Annotated in this window: 19 protein-coding genes and 1 tRNA gene; 13 read left to right on the top strand and 7 right to left on the bottom strand. The window is 33.8% G+C overall.

Translation table 11 applies throughout. From position 1 onward, the window contains the following. Positions 1 to 75: 75 nt before the first annotated feature. The 7 genes from ABD011_RS04785 to ABD011_RS04755 all read left to right on the top strand — a co-directional run bounded on the left by ABD011_RS04785 (position 76) and on the right by ABD011_RS04755 (position 5,906). Positions 76 to 1,515 carry an aldehyde dehydrogenase gene (locus tag ABD011_RS04785; protein WP_343796204.1) on the top strand — a complete coding sequence of 480 codons (1,440 nt, stop codon included), beginning with the start codon at positions 76 to 78 and terminating at the stop codon, positions 1,513 to 1,515. 75 nt (positions 1,516 to 1,590) lie between these two features. Continuing rightward, entirely contained in the window at positions 1,591 to 2,373 is a 783-nt protein-coding gene (locus ABD011_RS04780) for an SDR family oxidoreductase (RefSeq protein ID WP_343796202.1), read from the top strand. Between the two features lie 24 nt (positions 2,374 to 2,397). After that, on the top strand, positions 2,398 to 2,934 hold the full coding sequence (locus ABD011_RS04775) for a 3-hydroxyanthranilate 3,4-dioxygenase (RefSeq protein WP_134198666.1): 537 nt from the start codon (positions 2,398 to 2,400) through the stop codon (positions 2,932 to 2,934). 3 nt (positions 2,935 to 2,937) lie between these two features. Continuing rightward, entirely contained in the window at positions 2,938 to 4,020 is a 1,083-nt protein-coding gene (locus ABD011_RS04770) for an amidohydrolase family protein (RefSeq protein ID WP_343796199.1), read from the top strand. Between the two features lie 80 nt (positions 4,021 to 4,100). Further along, entirely contained in the window at positions 4,101 to 4,748 is a 648-nt protein-coding gene (locus ABD011_RS04765) for an O-methyltransferase (RefSeq protein WP_343796197.1), read from the top strand. Positions 4,749 to 4,753: 5 nt separating this feature from the next. Continuing rightward, positions 4,754 to 5,533 (top strand): HipA family kinase, encoded by a 780-nt coding sequence (locus tag ABD011_RS04760; protein ID WP_343796195.1) that lies wholly within the window; start codon positions 4,754 to 4,756, stop codon positions 5,531 to 5,533. Continuing rightward, positions 5,523 to 5,906, top strand: a complete 384-nt coding sequence (locus tag ABD011_RS04755; RefSeq protein ID WP_129759244.1) for a DUF3037 domain-containing protein — start codon at positions 5,523 to 5,525, stop codon at positions 5,904 to 5,906. Before ABD011_RS04760 ends, ABD011_RS04755 begins: the two co-directional genes overlap by 11 nt. A gap of 63 nt (positions 5,907 to 5,969) precedes the next feature. On the opposite strand, the gene ABD011_RS04750 is transcribed toward ABD011_RS04755, so the two are convergent. The 4 genes from ABD011_RS04750 to ABD011_RS04735 all read right to left on the bottom strand — a co-directional run bounded on the left by ABD011_RS04750 (position 5,970) and on the right by ABD011_RS04735 (position 9,598). Then, the gene (locus ABD011_RS04750; protein ID WP_131505936.1) at positions 5,970 to 7,475 is read right to left on the bottom strand and encodes a S8 family peptidase; all 1,506 of its coding nucleotides are present in this window, start codon (positions 7,473 to 7,475) and stop codon (positions 5,970 to 5,972) included. Positions 7,476 to 7,592: 117 nt separating this feature from the next. After that, the gene (locus ABD011_RS04745; protein WP_129759246.1) at positions 7,593 to 7,880 is read right to left on the bottom strand and encodes a twin-arginine translocase TatA/TatE family subunit; all 288 of its coding nucleotides are present in this window, start codon (positions 7,878 to 7,880) and stop codon (positions 7,593 to 7,595) included. A 52-nt stretch (positions 7,881 to 7,932) separates the two neighbouring features. Further along, positions 7,933 to 8,805, bottom strand: a complete 873-nt coding sequence (locus tag ABD011_RS04740) for a carboxypeptidase-like regulatory domain-containing protein (RefSeq protein WP_343796192.1) — start codon at positions 8,803 to 8,805, stop codon at positions 7,933 to 7,935. After that, positions 8,783 to 9,598, bottom strand: a complete 816-nt coding sequence (locus tag ABD011_RS04735) for a carboxypeptidase-like regulatory domain-containing protein (RefSeq protein WP_335973873.1) — start codon at positions 9,596 to 9,598, stop codon at positions 8,783 to 8,785. Before ABD011_RS04735 ends, ABD011_RS04740 begins: the two co-directional genes overlap by 23 nt. A 150-nt stretch (positions 9,599 to 9,748) precedes the next feature. On the opposite strand from ABD011_RS04735, the gene pepE reads away from it, so the two are divergent. Further along, complete coding sequence (pepE, locus tag ABD011_RS04730; protein WP_343796189.1) at positions 9,749 to 10,456, top strand: dipeptidase PepE; 708 nt, start codon at positions 9,749 to 9,751, stop codon at positions 10,454 to 10,456. A gap of 30 nt (positions 10,457 to 10,486) precedes the next feature. Here pepE and ABD011_RS04725 read toward each other — a convergent pair. Together ABD011_RS04725 and ABD011_RS04720 are read right to left on the bottom strand one after the other, a co-directional pair. After that, positions 10,487 to 10,559: transfer RNA gene (locus tag ABD011_RS04725), tRNA-Gly, on the bottom strand. Between the two features lie 49 nt (positions 10,560 to 10,608). Beyond that, positions 10,609 to 11,034 (bottom strand): GNAT family N-acetyltransferase, encoded by a 426-nt coding sequence (locus tag ABD011_RS04720; protein ID WP_343796187.1) that lies wholly within the window; start codon positions 11,032 to 11,034, stop codon positions 10,609 to 10,611. A 57-nt stretch (positions 11,035 to 11,091) separates the two neighbouring features. Between ABD011_RS04720 and ABD011_RS04715 the strand changes: the two genes are divergently transcribed. After that, on the top strand, positions 11,092 to 11,547 hold the full coding sequence (locus tag ABD011_RS04715; RefSeq protein ID WP_343796185.1) for a GNAT family N-acetyltransferase: 456 nt from the start codon (positions 11,092 to 11,094) through the stop codon (positions 11,545 to 11,547). A gap of 96 nt (positions 11,548 to 11,643) precedes the next feature. Next, positions 11,644 to 12,414 (top strand): M48 family metalloprotease, encoded by a 771-nt coding sequence (locus tag ABD011_RS04710; RefSeq protein ID WP_129759252.1) that lies wholly within the window; start codon positions 11,644 to 11,646, stop codon positions 12,412 to 12,414. Between the two features lie 51 nt (positions 12,415 to 12,465). On the opposite strand, the gene ABD011_RS04705 is transcribed toward ABD011_RS04710, so the two are convergent. Next, positions 12,466 to 12,861: an ankyrin repeat domain-containing protein gene (locus ABD011_RS04705; protein WP_131505942.1), complete on the bottom strand. Its 396-nt coding sequence runs from the start codon at positions 12,859 to 12,861 to the stop codon at positions 12,466 to 12,468. Between the two features lie 261 nt (positions 12,862 to 13,122). Here ABD011_RS04705 and gpmI point away from each other — a divergent pair, with 261 nt between their 5' ends. From gpmI to map, 3 genes are read left to right on the top strand one after another with little or no spacing between them, the layout of a single operon-like run. Then, positions 13,123 to 14,640, top strand: coding sequence for a 2,3-bisphosphoglycerate-independent phosphoglycerate mutase (gene gpmI / locus ABD011_RS04700; protein WP_343796184.1), 1,518 nt, complete (start codon positions 13,123 to 13,125; stop codon positions 14,638 to 14,640). Positions 14,641 to 14,691: 51 nt separating this feature from the next. Continuing rightward, a complete protein-coding gene (locus tag ABD011_RS04695; protein WP_131505944.1) occupies positions 14,692 to 15,105 on the top strand; it encodes a BT0820 family HAD-type phosphatase in 414 nt (137 codons plus the stop codon). Position 15,106: 1 nt separating this feature from the next. Continuing rightward, the gene (gene map / locus ABD011_RS04690) at positions 15,107 to 15,925 is read left to right on the top strand and encodes a type I methionyl aminopeptidase (protein ID WP_343796183.1); all 819 of its coding nucleotides are present in this window, start codon (positions 15,107 to 15,109) and stop codon (positions 15,923 to 15,925) included. Position 15,926: the final 1 nt, after the last annotated feature.

Below are 15,926 nucleotides of genomic sequence, written 5' to 3'. Positions count from 1 at the left end.
AATGTCATGTCGAGCGCAGTCGAGACATCTCATCATGTGATTTCTCACATTCGTTCGAAATGACAAATCAGAAGAATGAACATACAAAATTACATTAACGGTCAATTTGAAAACCCATCATCTAAGAGTTGGATTGACAACTACAACCCTTCGAATGGTGAAGTCTATGGGCAAATTCCAAACTCATCAAAAGAAGACGTAGAACAAGCTTATCAAAGTGCAAGATCTGCTTTCCCTAGTTGGAGTCAAACTACATTAGAAGAGCGTAGCAGAATCCTCATTAAAATTTCAGAATTATTAGAAGCCAATTTAGACCGTTTTGCTGAAGCCGAAAGTAAGGACAACGGAAAACCAGTAAGTCTCGCCAAAATGGTCGATATACCTAGAGCAGCAAGTAATTTCAGATTTTTTGGAAATGCCATTACACAATTTGCAAGCGAAAGTCACGAAAGCGTTGGTCAAAACGCGGTGAATTATACACTACGCCAACCTATTGGTGTTGTTGGTTGTATAAGTCCGTGGAACTTACCTTTGTATCTGTTCACTTGGAAAATCGCACCAGCAATCGCAGCAGGTAATTGCGTTGTTGCCAAACCAAGCGAAGTCACACCAATGACAGCTTATTTATTAGGCGAAATTTGTAACGAAGCTGGTTTACCTAAAGGCGTTTTAAATATTGTTCACGGTTTAGGCACTACGACTGGTCAAGCTATTGTAGAGCACCCAAATATCAAAGCCATTAGCTTTACTGGTGGAACTGCAACTGGTGCACATATTGCCAAAGTTGCTGCACCAATGTTTAAAAAACTGTCGTTAGAATTAGGCGGAAAAAACCCAAATATCATTTTTGCCGATTGTGATTATGACGACATGTTGAACACAACCCTACGTTCATCGTTTGCTAATCAAGGTCAGATTTGTTTATGTGGAAGCCGAATTTTTGTAGAAGAAACTATTTATAACAAATTCAAAACTGACTTTGTAAACAAAGTAAAAGATTTGAAAGTTGGTCATCCTTCTGAAAAAGACACAAATATTGGCGCTTTAGTTTCAAAACCGCATCTTGAAAAGGTGAAAAGCTACATCGAAATTGCTAAAGAAGAAGGTGCAACTGTTTTATTTGGTGGAAACGAAGTTTCTGTTGAAGGTTACGAAAATGGTTACTATTTACAACCAACAGTTATCGAAGTAAAAACAGACGATTGTCGCGTAAACCAAGAAGAAATTTTTGGTCCAGTAGTTACCATTATGCCATTTAAAACTGAAGACGACGTTTTAGAGATGGCTAACAAAGTAAAATACGGATTATCAGCAACACTTTGGACTAACAATCTAAAACGCACGATGCGAATGAGTAACCAACTACAAGCAGGTATTGTTTGGGTAAACACTTGGATGATGCGCGATTTACGAACTCCTTTTGGAGGTGTAAAAGCAAGTGGTGTTGGTCGCGAAGGTGGTTTTGAAGCTTTACGCTTTTTTACTGAGCCTAAAAATGTATGTATAAAGTATTAATGTCATTCCTGCGAAAGCAGGAATCTCATTTAACAATATAAACTAAAAAGATTCCTGCCTACGCAGGAAGTTATTATGGACTTAAAACTAAACAACAAATACGCTCTAGTTTGTGGTAGCACAGCAGGAATAGGTAAAGCAACTGCTTTAGCTTTAGCTGAAGAAGGTGCTAATATTACACTCGTTGCTAGAAATGAAGATAAATTAAAGGCAGTTTTAGCCGAATTACCTCAACATAGAAATCACGATTATATCGTTGCCGACTTTTCTAATCCGATGGAATTAAGAGAAAAAGTAGAGAACTACATCAAAAACAATCACGGATTTCATGTGTTAGTAAATAATACTGGTGGACCAGCTGGTGGACCAGTTTTTGATGCTAAATTAGAAGAATTTGAAAATGCCTTTACGCAGCATTTAAAATGCAATCACGTTTTAGCACAAGCGGTTGTTCCGTTTATGAAAGCTGAAGAATTTGGACGTATTATCAATGTGATTTCAACATCTGTAAAACAGCCATTAGACGGACTTGGAGTGAGCAATACCATTCGTGGTGCTGTAGCTAATTGGAGTAAAACTTTAGCAAATGAGCTTGGACAATTTGGTATTACCGTAAACAATGTGCTACCTGGCGCAACTGGAACAGAACGCTTAACCGAAATTATTAAAAACAAAAGTGCTAAAACTGGTAAAACAGAAGAAGATGCTGCTAACGCAATGAAAAGCGCTGTACCAGCAAAGCGTTTTGCAAAACCTGAAGAACTAGCTGCAGCCATCACTTTTTTAGCTAGTGAATGTGCCAGTTACATTAACGGAATTAACCTTCCTGTTGATGGTGGACGAACAAAATCTTTGTAACTTTATAACATAAAATCAAACGTCATGAGTAAATTATATCCTCCCATAAATTTTAAAGAATGGATTGAAGAAAACCGTCACTTATTAAAACCTCCTGTTGGCAATAAAGTAGTTTGGAAAGATGGTGATTTTATTGTTATGGTTGTTGGTGGACCAAACAGTAGAAAGGATTATCATTATAATGAAACTCCTGAGTTTTTCTATCAAGTTGAAGGTGATATTACCTTAAAAGTTATTGATGAAGGCGAGCCTAAAGATATTCATATACGTGAAGGAGAAATGTTTTTATTACCACCTAAAGTACCACACTCACCTCAACGTGGCGCTAACACAGTTGGATTGGTTATAGAATACCCTCGAGAAGAAGGTGTACAAGATGCTTTGCTGTGGTTTTGTGAAAACTGTACAACAAAACTGTATGAAGAAGATTTTACTCTAGACAATATTGAAACTGATATGCCTAAAATTTTTGATAAATATTATGGTGATTCTGGCAAACGCAGTTGTCCTAACTGTGGACATGTAATGCAGCCACCAAAAAAAGTTCAGATAGAAGAATAACTTATGAAACGTAAACTTCGTATAAACGGTCACTCACACTTACTTCCTTATCCTGAAGAAATCCCTAAGTTCATGAAAGACAAAGGTATTTTTTGGGTGGATAAAGACCGAAAATTCATGCTTCAAAAAGATTGGAGTCGACCAGTAACTGATTCTAGTTTCTTCCTCAATGAAAAATTAGCGTGGATGGAGCGTTTTAAAATAGACCATGCAGTCGTTTTAAACCTTTCTCAACTCTACGGAAACGGATTACGTGTTGAAGAAATGAAGCAAGCCTTACGTTTTCAAAATGATTTCAATGCTAAAATTCAACATGACAACCCAAGCAAGTTTACTTGTGGCTTTGTAGTGCATCCTGGATTTGTACGTGGTGCTTGTTGGGAAATTGAACGTTGTGTGGAAGAATTAGGCATGCGTTTACTTTGTTTACCAACACATTACATGGATACAATTGGGACTTGGCGTTGTATTTTTGATGAAGAAAACGAGCCTATTTTTGAATTAGCGAACAAGTATAATTTAGCTGTTGAAATTCATCCTTATGATGGTGAAAAATTTATCAAATTAGAAAACACGTCGTGGCGATTTCATCTTATTTGGATGTTAGCACAATGTGCAGATGCGTATCACTTTTTAACCTTAAACGGTTATCAAGACAAGTATCCAAACATGCGAACTTGTTTTGCTCATGGTGGGCAGTTGGCACAGATAAACTTAGGAAGACGTATACAAGGATTTGATGGACGACCAGATTTATTTGAAGGTAAACACCACCCAAGAAAAGCAGTTGGACACAAAAACATCTTTTTTGACACCTTAGTTCATGATACAGGAAGTTTATCATTACTTATAAAAAACCAAACTTCTAAACAGGTTTTAATGGGATTAGACGACCCTTATCCTTTAGGAGAAATGGAAAGCGCTAAACAGTCTTCTTATCCTGGTAAAATTTTGGATTTAGCTATAGAACGAAATATAATTACAGAAGAAGAACGTGATGCGATGTGGGAAGATAACGTTATACAATGGTTATGTGGTGATGATGAAGATGCTAAGAAAAAATTGGTTAATAGAATTTTAGGATAACTCTTCTATTTAGAATTAAAAAATATAAACATCCAAAAGATGCTTAGACAAGCTCAGCATGACATAAAATTACATTATCGATGCACTTTTTACCTCAACAATTAGATGATTACGTAGTAGCACATTCTGAAAACGAACCAGATTTACTACAACAACTTACTAGAGAAACCTATCAAAAAATATTACAACCACGTATGCTCAGTGGTCATTATCAAGGTAGAGTGTTGAGCATGATTTCAAAATTGGTTAACCCAAAAAACATCCTTGAAATAGGCACATACACTGGTTATTCGGCTTTATGCTTAGCTGAAGGAATACAAAGTAATGGTGAATTAGATACTATAGATATTAATGAAGAGCTGGTAGATTTTCAAAGAAAATATTTTGACAAATCAGAGTACGGAAATCAAATTCATCAACATTTAGGTAATGCACTGGAAATTATCCCAAAACTAAATAAGACTTTTGATTTAGTTTTTATAGATGCTGATAAACCAAATTATGTAAACTATTTTCACACCATTATTGACAAACTCAACGTTGGTGGCATCATTTTATCTGACAACGTATTGTGGAGCGGAAAAGTTATTGAAGCACTAAAACCTGATGATGCATCAACTAAAACATTGCTAGAGTACAATGCGCTTTTAAAAAATGACCCTAGAGTAGAAACCGTTTTATTACCAATAAGAGACGGATTAACAATAAGTAGAAAACTACCATCATAAATAGTATGAACACATTAGACATAAGAACTGTTGATGTTGTAAAATATATTACACCTTTAAGAGAAGGTGGTTCTTTACCTGCTATTGTTGAAGCTAGCGACGGTTTTCTCTATGTACTAAAATTCAGAGGTTCTGGTCAAGGAAAAAAAACACTAATTTCCGAATTAATTGGAGGTGAAATAGCACGTGCTATTGGTTTAAAAGTTCCTGAATTAGTTTTTATGAATTTAGACGATTCGTTTAGCAAAACAGAACCTGACGAAGAGATACAAGACTTACTTAAATTTAGTGTAGGCTTAAATCTAGGATTACATTATTTAAGTAGTTCTATTACTTACGACCCTTTAGTGTTTGACGTTGATAGTTTAACAGCTTCAAAAATTGTATTATTAGATAGTATTATTAGCAATATAGACAGAACAGCCAAAAACACAAATCTGCTTAACTGGAATAAAGAATTATGGGTTATTGATAATGGAGCTAGCTTCTATTTTCATCATAATTGGGCTACTTGGGAAAGTCATTTAACAAGAACATTTCCTCTTATAAAAGACCATGTATTAGTTAAACATGCTACTCGTCTTGATGAAGCCTCAAAAACAATTATTGAAGCCTTAAATAAAAACACGTTAGAAACCATTATTAACACAATACCCGAAAATTGGCTACTAAATGAATCTGATGCGTTAAACCCAAGTCAAATAAGAACAGCCTATTTGAGCTATTTAATTTCTAGACTATCAAACATTGATGCTCTAATAAACGAAATCGAAAATGCAAGATAAAGTCACTTTTGAATATGCCATAATTAGACTCGTTCCAAAGGTTGAACGTGAAGAGTTTTTTAATGTTGGAGTCATTTTATACTCTAAACGAAAAAAATTTCTTAATGTTAAATATCATGTCGACAATGAGAAGTTAAAGGCTTTTTCTTGCGAACTTGACATAGAAGACATCAATAATCATTTAAAATCTTGGGAACTAATTTGTAAAGGTTCACCTTCATCTGGAGCAATTGGACAATTTGAACTTTCTGATAGATTTCGCTGGTTAGCAGCCTCAAGAAGCACAGTAATACAAAGTTCTAAAACACATTCTGGTTTAACCGATAATCCAGAAGAAGAATTAAATAAAATTTTTGAAAAGCACGTATTATAGCTAACGATACAAACAAAAAACCCTCTCAATATTGAGAGGGTTTTTAATTTATAAAGTGTTTTATTATTGTACAGCTTGTAAAGCATCAATATTACCATAACCAAAACTTCCGTTTTTATTTGGATAAAAATCTGATGAAGTCTTTAAACGGTTTAGTACCTGTGTTCTGCTCCAGTTAGGATATCTTGACCATACTAAAGCAGCAATACCTGCAGTTGTAGCAGTAGCAACCGATGAACCTCCTGTATAACGACGCTCACCATTGTAAAACCCTAAAACTGGTGGTGCTTTACTAGTATTGTTATCACCTTCCATAATAATGGTAAAATCTATTTTGCTTCCGCTATGGCAAGTGTCGCAACGCTCATAATTACTCCCATCATCAACTCCTGTTACTGCAACCGTTTCGCTCATTGTTGCTGGAAAAATTACACCAAAGCCATTAGTAAAACTGGTTGACGTTCCTCCTGCTGCAAAAATAAGTTTGCCTTTACTGTAAGCATATTTTACAGCATCTTTAATATTTCCTATTGACCATACATAACCAATAGACATTGAAATGATTTTAACATCACTTCTATTTCCCAATTGGGTTAACGCAGCTGAAACACCTTTACGTTCATGGTAATCATTTAAAAGCACATCTTCAGTAGCTCTGTAAGCTACCAAATTTGAGTTATAAGCAACACCTACTGGCATTCCGTTATCGTTTCTTGGTGCAGCCATAGTAGATGCCATTGCTGTTCCATGACCACACTTGTCATGTGGTCCATCATAATTACTACTCCACCACCAAGCTGAATCTATAAACGTACCATACTTTTGAACAAAACGTCCATTGGAAACTCCATCGTTAAACCCACTAGAATTCAACAGCGATTGTGATTGTGATACTCCAGTATCAATCAATCCAATAGTTACTCCTGAGCCAGTACTTAAATTCCATGCTTGCGGAATGTTATGCTCACTAAAATGCCATGACACTTGTGCATTGTTAGGACTAACTGTAGTGTAATGCGAGGTGTTTATTGACTCTCCGTTTTTGCTACATCCTGAACTTGATCTTGCAGTTGCACTCATTCCGAATTGATTGTAACCATTTGGTTCTAAATAGCGAACATATGGACTCTTTTTAAGAGCTACTATTGTATTAATATTGTCAACATACACATCAATAACATTAATAATTTCGTGTTCTACAAGTTTTAAATCTTCTTTAGCAACACCTTCTTGCTCCAAAACAATATTTAATACTGCTTCCTTTTTATTTTCAATGTCTCGTGTTCTAATTTCTGAAAAATATTCTCCTTCACTTCCATAACCAATAGTAAGTAAATTTTGCCCATGCTTTACTGCACTCCATAAAAAATGGGTGTCAGCAGCATTCCAATCAAAATCACCAGTATTGGTAATAGTTGCATTGATGGTTGCATTAATTTCTTCAATGGTTAAAGGATTTTCAGGAAATACTTGTTGAATGTCTTCTTCTTGAAATGTGGCATCTTCCTTAGAACAGGAAACCACAGTAATAGCCAAAAGTAAAATGACTTTAACGTAGAGTCTTCTCATGTAAATATATATTTAGATGGTTATTGATTTTCTAAATATATTAAATAATCTTAAAAAAATTAATTGAAAAATTCAGTTTTCGATAAAAAACCAAATACAATTTTACGAATATAATATTTACAATTTACGTCTTACCGAACCTGTGAAATCTTCTAAATCGTCTTTCACCTTGTTTATTTCGTCTTGAACATCTTTAGTAATACTGGTATCAATACCATTTTGTTCAGCGCTTTTAGTAATTTCAGATTTAATATCGTTTGACGCATCGCGAAGTACTCGCATACCTTTTCCTAAGCCTTTGGCAATCTCAGGAATTTTGTCGGCTCCAAAAACCAAAACCACTACAACAAGTATAAACATAACTTCTGTAGTACCAATGAATAAAAATGTAGCTGCTTGTATCACTTTGCAAATATAATGAGTTGTTAGATTAGAACGTACTATTTAACATTGAATTTTAATCTTGGGAAGAATTAACGTTTGCTTTGTAAGCTTTAAGCTTAATTTGTAAAAACTCTAGTAGTTTTATATCATTTTTTTCTTTTGCAATTTGCATAAACTCTGGATCTTCTGAACTAAAATAGAAAAACTCCATTCTTTGAGCTTCATCCAAATCATCTATTTCAAAAAGCATTTCAGAAAACTCTGATATAGCTCTATTCATTTGAACATCTTGTCTTTCCAATTCAATTAAGTGTTTTAATCGTTTTGTTCTACCAGAAATCCAGTTCAAAATTGGATTTAAAGGAATTAAACCACTACCTGTTTGGGCTTCGTAAAGTCTTCGTTCACTTTGCGTTTTTGGCTTTCCTGTGTAACCAGGAATTCCAACATCATAAAAGTTTATATCTCGTTCAACACCTGAGTTTTTTATATCAGAAGTTAAATCACCAGACAAGATTTTACCAACCACAACTTCGTTTAACTCATTAACGTTTTCAGTAAGATTCACTTCAAGCAACTTGGAATTAATATGGTTTTGGGAAATGACAATTTCTTCTCTTAAATATTTAACACCCGAAACAATAATGGTGTCATTGAGCGTTGCAGGAATTTCAAACTCGCCTTTTTCACCTGTAGTAGTATATTTACTTGCTGTTTTATTTATTATATGAATACCTTCAACGTCATCATTTGCTATCACTTTACCTGAAAGTGTAACAGTTTGCGACTGTATTACAAAAGTGGTTAAAAGAGAAAAAACGAGTAAGCTTCTTTTGAATACATCTATAGATGCTCTAGCAGAAAACAAGGTTGATTTCGCAGCAAAATTTGGAGCATATAAATAGTTTTCAAACAGACTAATTTTAATCTTTTTGAGGTGTTTCATTTAAAAACTGCTTACTTTTTTGGCTTATAAATTCTAAAAACTCAAGTTCATTACCTTTATCTAACAAACTATAGTCTAAACCATGGTCTTCAACATAAATTATAAATTCATTGATTCTATCCTTTGGAATCTTGAAATTTTGATATAAGAATTCTTCGGTGTAATGGTCTTTAAACGTACTTGTTGGAATGTCAGGAACATTGGAGCGAGTCGATGCTCTCTCTCCTTTAGATTTAAAAAGTGGTTTTAATAAAAACCCTACCACATTTATAACGTTAAGTCCGTTTTGCATCGTTTGAGACTGCGAATGCATTGCTATATTATCTGATTGTGATCTTATATCATCAGAAAACTCATATTCGTGTACATTGTCAATACCAAAATAAATTGGATCCATATTTGGGTTAAAAGTTCTTACACTTTCAACATCTAAAGTTAAATTTCCAGTAAGGTCATAAGGCAGAATAACAACTTCGTCTAGTTTGTTTACTTCTTCAACCAAAAAAACTGTTAGCTTTTTTGATGCTATAACATATTCGTCAATTACAATTTCAAAATCTTTAAACTGTAGTGCTCCAAATTCAACTCTATCGTTTAAAGCCACAGCAATGGTAAACTCTCCATTTTCGTCAGTAGTCGTTCCTCTGTTAGAAGATGAATTAAAAACCGTAATTCCTATGACATCATCACTATCTACCACAACTTTACCTTTAACCTCAACACGTTTGAGATCTTGGGCGTTCATCTGAAATACAGACACTAACATGAATATAACAAATAGGTACTTTTGCATAAGGGTTGGTTTTATGTTATAAAGAAAAGTTTTCATATCTTAATTTAATTCCAAAACACACATAAACTTTTGTTAAAAGCTATGTTTACTTAAATTTACAACAAAATAATCAATACCAAAAAAAATAAAATTGGTATAAACACAATATTAATGAAAAACATAATTATAGCCAGCACATCTACTGTACATGGTAGTGGCACTTTAGAATATATTTTACCCGAATTGAAACTTTTTTTTGAGGATGCTAATGAAATACTCTTTATTCCTTATGCAAGACCTGGAGGCATAACGCATGATGAATATACAGCTAAAGTAAATGATGCTTTTTCAAAGATTGGAAAATCTGTTAAAGGTATTCATGAATTTGAAAACCCTAAAGAAGCATTGCAAAATGCTAAAGGGATTTTTACAGGAGGCGGAAACACTTTTGTTTTGGTTAATCAGCTTTATAAAAATGATTTAATTGAAACCGTAAAAGCTGCTGTAAATAATGGTACGCCTTATTTAGGAACAAGTGCAGGAAGTAATATCTGCGGTCTTACAGTTAATACTACCAACGATATGCCTATTGTATATCCACCAAGTTTTAAAACCTTTGGTTTTGTACCTTTTAATATCAATCCGCATTATTTAGATCCTGATCCAAATAGTACTCACATGGGAGAAACCAGAGAGACACGAATAAAAGAATTTCATAAATTCAACACACAACCTGTTGTAGGACTAAGAGAAGGTAGCTGGCTTGAAGTAAAAGGCGATTCTATTATTTTAAAAGGGGAATTGAATGCTCGTGTTTTTGAATATGACAAAGCTCCTTTTGAAGTAGAAACTGGCACAGAACTAAACACCTTAAAATAAAAAAGACTTTACTTTAAGTAAAGTCTTTTGAGCGGGAGACCGGGTTCGAACCGGCGACATTCAGCTTGGAAGGCTGACGCTCTACCAACTGAGCTACTCCCGCAATGCGGATGCAAATATATGTAAACTCTTTTTCTTAATAAAGAAAAAAATTAAAGCTTTTTAAAAAAATGATATCCTAGTATTTCAAACCCTTCGTTGTAGTAAAACTTATGCGAAGGATAATTTTGAACATAAGTATTGAGTTCCACAGCTTTACAACCTTTACTTTCGGCATATTTGTATATCCAACTTAAAAATTGTTTTCCCAAACCTTTGCCTCTATAGTCATCATCAATATAAACATGGTCAATTTCCACACTTCTACCAGCATAATGTCGTGTACAAAACCACATTCCGGACATTCCTATTAGCTTTCCACCATCATAAATTACAGCACACTCATAGTTTTGCGTTATCATTTCAGCAAATCGTTCTTTTAAAACAGCATCTGAAACGGTGTTATTATTCAACTTTTTAACTAAAGGAATAATCGTGTTTATTTCAGATTTTTTAATAATTTTAAATACTGGAGACATCTTCTTGAAATATTTCGTGAAGATAATTAATTTGCGGCTACACTTTACCAATAATTTATGTCTAAAAACACAACTAATTACTCCATAAAGCTTATCGCATCTAAAGACACTTATAATGTAAGACACCCTGTTTTAAGAGAAGGACGACCTATTGAAGATTGTATTTTTGAAAATGACGATTTAGAAACCACTTACCACGTAGGGTTATATTCTCAAAACAAGCTTGTAGGCGTAGTGACCTATATGAAAAACAACACACCTTTACTTGAAACTAAAAAACAATATCAATTAAGAGGAATGGCTGTATTAAAAGAATGTCAAGGTTTAAAATATGGCAATGCTTTAATACATTATGGAGAAAACCTACTTAAAGAAAAAGGCATTACTACTATTTGGTGTAACGCAAGAGAAATTGCTGTTCCATTTTATGAAAAAAATGGATTTTCAATTATTGGTAAACCTTTTAATATTGAAAAAATAGGGTTACACTTTACAATGCAAAAAGATATTTAATGAATTTCATGCACTTATCTTTAAAACACATTAAAAATCACCTAGAATTATTAAGCTATTTTTTTGTAAATTTATTACAACTAATACCTAACTAACATGAGAAGCAACAAATTTAAAATAAGACTTTTAATAGGCATAGCTATAGTTGCTTTTGCATTTATTAAAAGATGTAGTAGTAAAGAAACCAATCCATTTACAGGAAGGGTTCAAACTATAAATATGACTTCTGACCAAGAAATCGCAATTGGTTTACAGAGTGCTCCACAAATGGCACAGCAACATGGAGGTTTACACCCTAATGAAAGTTATCAAGCCTTAGTTGATAATGTTGGAAATAAATTGGTAAGTAATAGTATTGCCAACCAAACACCTTACCAGTATGAATTTCATTTATTGGCAGACCCAAATACTATAAATGCATTTGCATTACCAGGAGGTCAAATTTTTATCACCTATGCTTTATTTTCAAAATTAGAAAATGAAGACCAGTTGGCTGGTGTATTAGGTCATGAAATTGGTCATGTTTTAGGTAGACATTCAGCAGAGCGTATTGCAGAATCAGAATTTTGGAGCACTGTTACAACAGGAGCTTCGGTTGGTGCTGATATGGGTGGATTAGTAAGTGGAATTGGTCAACAAACTTTACTAACCAACGGTCGTGGAGACGAACTAGAAAGTGATGATCTAGGCGTAAAATTTATGATTAAAGCAGGATACAACCCTGAAGAAATGATAGGTGTAATGGAAATATTAAAAGCTGCTGCTGGACCTAACAGAGTCCCTGAGTTTCAAAGCACACATCCTGACCCAGACAATAGAATAGAAAAAATTAGAGAAGCTATCACTAAATATAAAAAGACTCCCTAAACAAGGAGTCTTTTTACAACTAACTAACCAACCAACTTATTAATACATAAGTTAAGCTTTTCTTTTCTTTTGAGATTCGAAATGATTGATAGCTTTTATTGCGTCTTGAGCATTAGATAATTCAGCATACTTTTCAGCAGTATACCCTTTATCAGATTTCTTTTTTAAATCTGCTCCATTTTCAACTAAAAGCTTTAAAATTTCAACTCTATTAAATTTTGCCGCATACATAAGCGGTGTCATTCCATTAGATTTTTGATTTACATCAGCACCTAATTCAATAAGTTTTTTTACGGTTTCAAAATCTCCTTTAGCAATTGATGCACAAAATGGGCTAACTGAGTTTTCTGCTTTTACAATTTTAAAATTGTTAGATGTCGTAGTTGTTGCAAAAGTGCTAAACGAAAAGCCTAATGCAATTGCTAAAATAATTACTGTTTTTTTCATGATGAAAGATTTAAATTAATTGATTGTTTTTTGATTATACTAAAGAGACGACATATTTCTCGTTCTGTTACACATAAAAATTATAAATAACATTTATTTAACGCTTTACAAACAAATATGTTAAGGCTTTATTAAATTGAAAAAAATGGTTAACAATAAGTCGTTAATCATATAATAAATCTTTAAATTCATTTTTTTGGTACTTAAAATTTAAGGTTACTACTTTAAACTTTTATCTTTGAAGCTTAAAGCCATACCACTATGAACAAAAAAGTTATTCTTATGATTCTTGATGGTTGGGGAACATCTCCTGACCCTAAAGTTTCAGCAATTGACAATGCAAAAACGCCTTATATAGATTCACTATACCACAATTACTCTCATGCTAGCCTTAGAACTGACGGTTTACATGTAGGTTTACCAGAAGGTCAAATGGGAAATAGCGAAGTTGGACACATGAATCTTGGTGCAGGACGAATTGTTTACCAAGACTTGGTTAAAATAAACCTTGCTGTTAAAGATAAAACATTAGGTAAAGAAGCTGCTTTGGTTAATGCCTTTAATTATGCTAAAAGCAATAACAAGCCTGTTCATTTTTTAGGCTTGGTAAGCGATGGTGGTGTTCACTCACACATTAATCACTTGTTTGGGTTAATTGATGCAGCCCAAGAATTTGGTGTTCAGCAATCTTATGTCCATGCATTTACTGATGGTAGAGACGTTGATCCAAAATCTGGTTACGGATTTATCACATCGTTACTGTCACATATAAAAAACACAAACACCCAACTTGCAACAGTTACTGGTCGTTACTATGCTATGGATAGAGACAAACGCTGGGAACGTGTTAAACTAGCTTATGATGCTTTAGTGAATGGTGTTGGTGAAACATCAACAAATATTTTAAAATCTATCGATAACAGTTATGACAATAATGTTACTGACGAATTCATAAAACCAATTATTAATCTTGATACTAATAATGAGCCAGTAGCAAAAATTAAAGAAGGTGATGTGGTTGTCTTCTTCAATTTTAGAACAGATAGAGGACGTCAACTTACTGAAGCCTTATCTCAAAAGGATTTTCATGAACAAAACATGCATAAATTGGATTTACATTATGTAACAATGACCAATTATGACGATTCATTTAAAGGAATTAATGTTGTTTTTGACAAAGACAACCTTACTGAAACCTTGGGAGAAATTCTTGAAAAGAACCATAAAACCCAAATTAGAATGGCTGAAACCGAAAAGTATCCTCATGTAACATTCTTCTTTTCAGGCGGAAGAGAAACTCCTTTTGAAGGTGAAACTAGAATACTTCGCAACTCTCCTAAGGTAGCGACTTACGACTTAAAACCTGAAATGAGTGCCTACGAACTAAGAGATGCTTTAATACCAGAACTTGATAAAGGCGAAGTAGATTTTGTATGTCTCAATTTTGCAAATGGTGATATGGTAGGACATACTGGAGTTATGGAAGCTGCAATACAAGCCTGTGAAGCTGTAGATAAATGCGTGGAAGATGTGATTACATCTGCATTAAAAAACAATTATACTACATTATTAATTGCAGACCATGGTAATTGTGAAACCATGATAAACCCTGATGGTTCACCAAACACGTCACATACTACAAACCCTGTTCCAGTAATTTTAATTGACAACGATAAAACAAAAATTAAAGATGGTATTTTAGGAGATATTGCTCCAACAATATTAAAATTAATGGGTGTTGAGCAGCCAAAAGCCATGACACAACATCCATTGGTATAATTAAGTCAATGCCATTATTTTATGTATTTTTGCAACGTTAAAAAATGAAAGATGAATTTTCAGGATAAGTTAATTATAGCTGTCGATTTTGATGGTACAATCGTTGAAGACGGTTATCCTAAAATAGGAAAACCTAGAATTTTTGCGTTTGAAACCTTAAAACGACTTCAAGATGATGGTCATCGCTTAATATTATGGACCTATAGAAGTGGATCAAAATTAGACGAAGCAGTAAAATTTTGTGAAGATAAAGGCATACAGTTTTATGCTGTAAACAAGAGTTTTCCTGAAGAAAAATTTGACTATTCAAAGAGTCGAAAAATATATGCTGACATTTTTATTGACGACAGAAACATTGGAGGTGTTTTAGGTTGGGGAGAAGTATATCAGTTGATAACCAACGAAACTCCAAACATGAAATCAAACCAAAAGAAAAAAGGTTTGTTTTCATTTTTAAGAAAATAAGATGATTATAGTAAAAACAAAAGAAGAAATAGAATTGATGCGCCTAAGTGCTTTGGTGGTATCAAAAACACTTGGTATGCTTGCTAAAGAAGTAAAAGCAGGCGTTACCACAAATCAATTAGATAAACTTGCAGAAGATTTTATAAGAGCTCAAGGTGCATTACCTGGCTTTAAAGGTCTTTACGACTGTCCTTCTACATTACTTTGCAGTGTAAATGAAGCTGTTGTTCATGGTTTACCTACAGACAGACCTCTAGAAGATGGTGATATAGTTTCTATAGACTGTGGTGCATTAATGAACGAGTTTTATGGTGACCATGCTTACACTTTTGAAGTTGGCGAAGTTGACCCTGAAACTAAAAAACTTATAGAAGTTACTAAAGAATCGCTTTACGTTGGTATTAGAGAATTTAAATCTGGAAACCGTGTTGGCGATGTAGGTTATGCCATTCAAAACCATTGCGAAACCCAAGGTTATGGTGTAGTGCGTGAATTAGTAGGACATGGACTTGGACGTAAAATGCACGAAGATCCTGAAATGCCAAATTACGGTAGACGTGGTAGAGGAAAAAAGTTTATAGAAGGTATGGTTGTAGCCATTGAACCAATGATTAATGGTGGCACACATCGTGTAAAACAACTTAAAGATGGTTGGACAATTGTAACGCTTGACGGAAAACCTAGTGTACATTTTGAACACGACGTAGCTTTGGTTGATGGCAAACCAGAAATACTATCAACCTTTGCTTATGTTTATGAAGCATTAGGCATTACGTCTGATGAAGAAAATGAGTTTAGACAACAAGCTTTAATTCTTTAAT

Source organism: Gaetbulibacter jejuensis, from assembly GCF_039524015.1.
GTDB lineage: Bacteria > Bacteroidota > Bacteroidia > Flavobacteriales > Flavobacteriaceae > Gaetbulibacter_B > Gaetbulibacter_B jejuensis.
The sequence above is the reverse complement of the archived record's forward strand: the minus strand, read 5'-3'. Positions and strand labels throughout refer to the sequence as shown.

Bases quoted from the DNA above. Each gene is read 5' to 3' on its own strand.
- ABD011_RS04785 (WP_343796204.1), top strand. From the start codon at position 76: ATGAACATACAAAATTACATTAACGGTCAATTTGAAAACCCATCATCT.
- ABD011_RS04780 (WP_343796202.1), top strand. From the start codon at position 1,591: ATGGACTTAAAACTAAACAACAAATACGCTCTAGTTTGTGGTAGCACA.
- ABD011_RS04775 (WP_134198666.1), top strand. From the start codon at position 2,398: ATGAGTAAATTATATCCTCCCATAAATTTTAAAGAATGGATTGAAGAA.
- ABD011_RS04770 (WP_343796199.1), top strand. From the start codon at position 2,938: ATGAAACGTAAACTTCGTATAAACGGTCACTCACACTTACTTCCTTAT.
- ABD011_RS04765 (WP_343796197.1), top strand. From the start codon at position 4,101: ATGCACTTTTTACCTCAACAATTAGATGATTACGTAGTAGCACATTCT.
- ABD011_RS04760 (WP_343796195.1), top strand. From the start codon at position 4,754: ATGAACACATTAGACATAAGAACTGTTGATGTTGTAAAATATATTACA.
- ABD011_RS04755 (WP_129759244.1), top strand. From the start codon at position 5,523: ATGCAAGATAAAGTCACTTTTGAATATGCCATAATTAGACTCGTTCCA.
- ABD011_RS04750 (WP_131505936.1), bottom strand. From the start codon at position 7,475: ATGAGAAGACTCTACGTTAAAGTCATTTTACTTTTGGCTATTACTGTG.
- ABD011_RS04740 (WP_343796192.1), bottom strand. From the start codon at position 8,805: ATGAAACACCTCAAAAAGATTAAAATTAGTCTGTTTGAAAACTATTTA.
- ABD011_RS04735 (WP_335973873.1), bottom strand. From the start codon at position 9,598: ATGCAAAAGTACCTATTTGTTATATTCATGTTAGTGTCTGTATTTCAG.
- pepE (WP_343796189.1), top strand. From the start codon at position 9,749: ATGAAAAACATAATTATAGCCAGCACATCTACTGTACATGGTAGTGGC.
- ABD011_RS04720 (WP_343796187.1), bottom strand. From the start codon at position 11,034: ATGTCTCCAGTATTTAAAATTATTAAAAAATCTGAAATAAACACGATT.
- ABD011_RS04715 (WP_343796185.1), top strand. From the start codon at position 11,092: ATGTCTAAAAACACAACTAATTACTCCATAAAGCTTATCGCATCTAAA.
- ABD011_RS04710 (WP_129759252.1), top strand. From the start codon at position 11,644: ATGAGAAGCAACAAATTTAAAATAAGACTTTTAATAGGCATAGCTATA.
- ABD011_RS04705 (WP_131505942.1), bottom strand. From the start codon at position 12,861: ATGAAAAAAACAGTAATTATTTTAGCAATTGCATTAGGCTTTTCGTTT.
- gpmI (WP_343796184.1), top strand. From the start codon at position 13,123: ATGAACAAAAAAGTTATTCTTATGATTCTTGATGGTTGGGGAACATCT.
- ABD011_RS04695 (WP_131505944.1), top strand. From the start codon at position 14,692: ATGAATTTTCAGGATAAGTTAATTATAGCTGTCGATTTTGATGGTACA.
- map (WP_343796183.1), top strand. From the start codon at position 15,107: ATGATTATAGTAAAAACAAAAGAAGAAATAGAATTGATGCGCCTAAGT.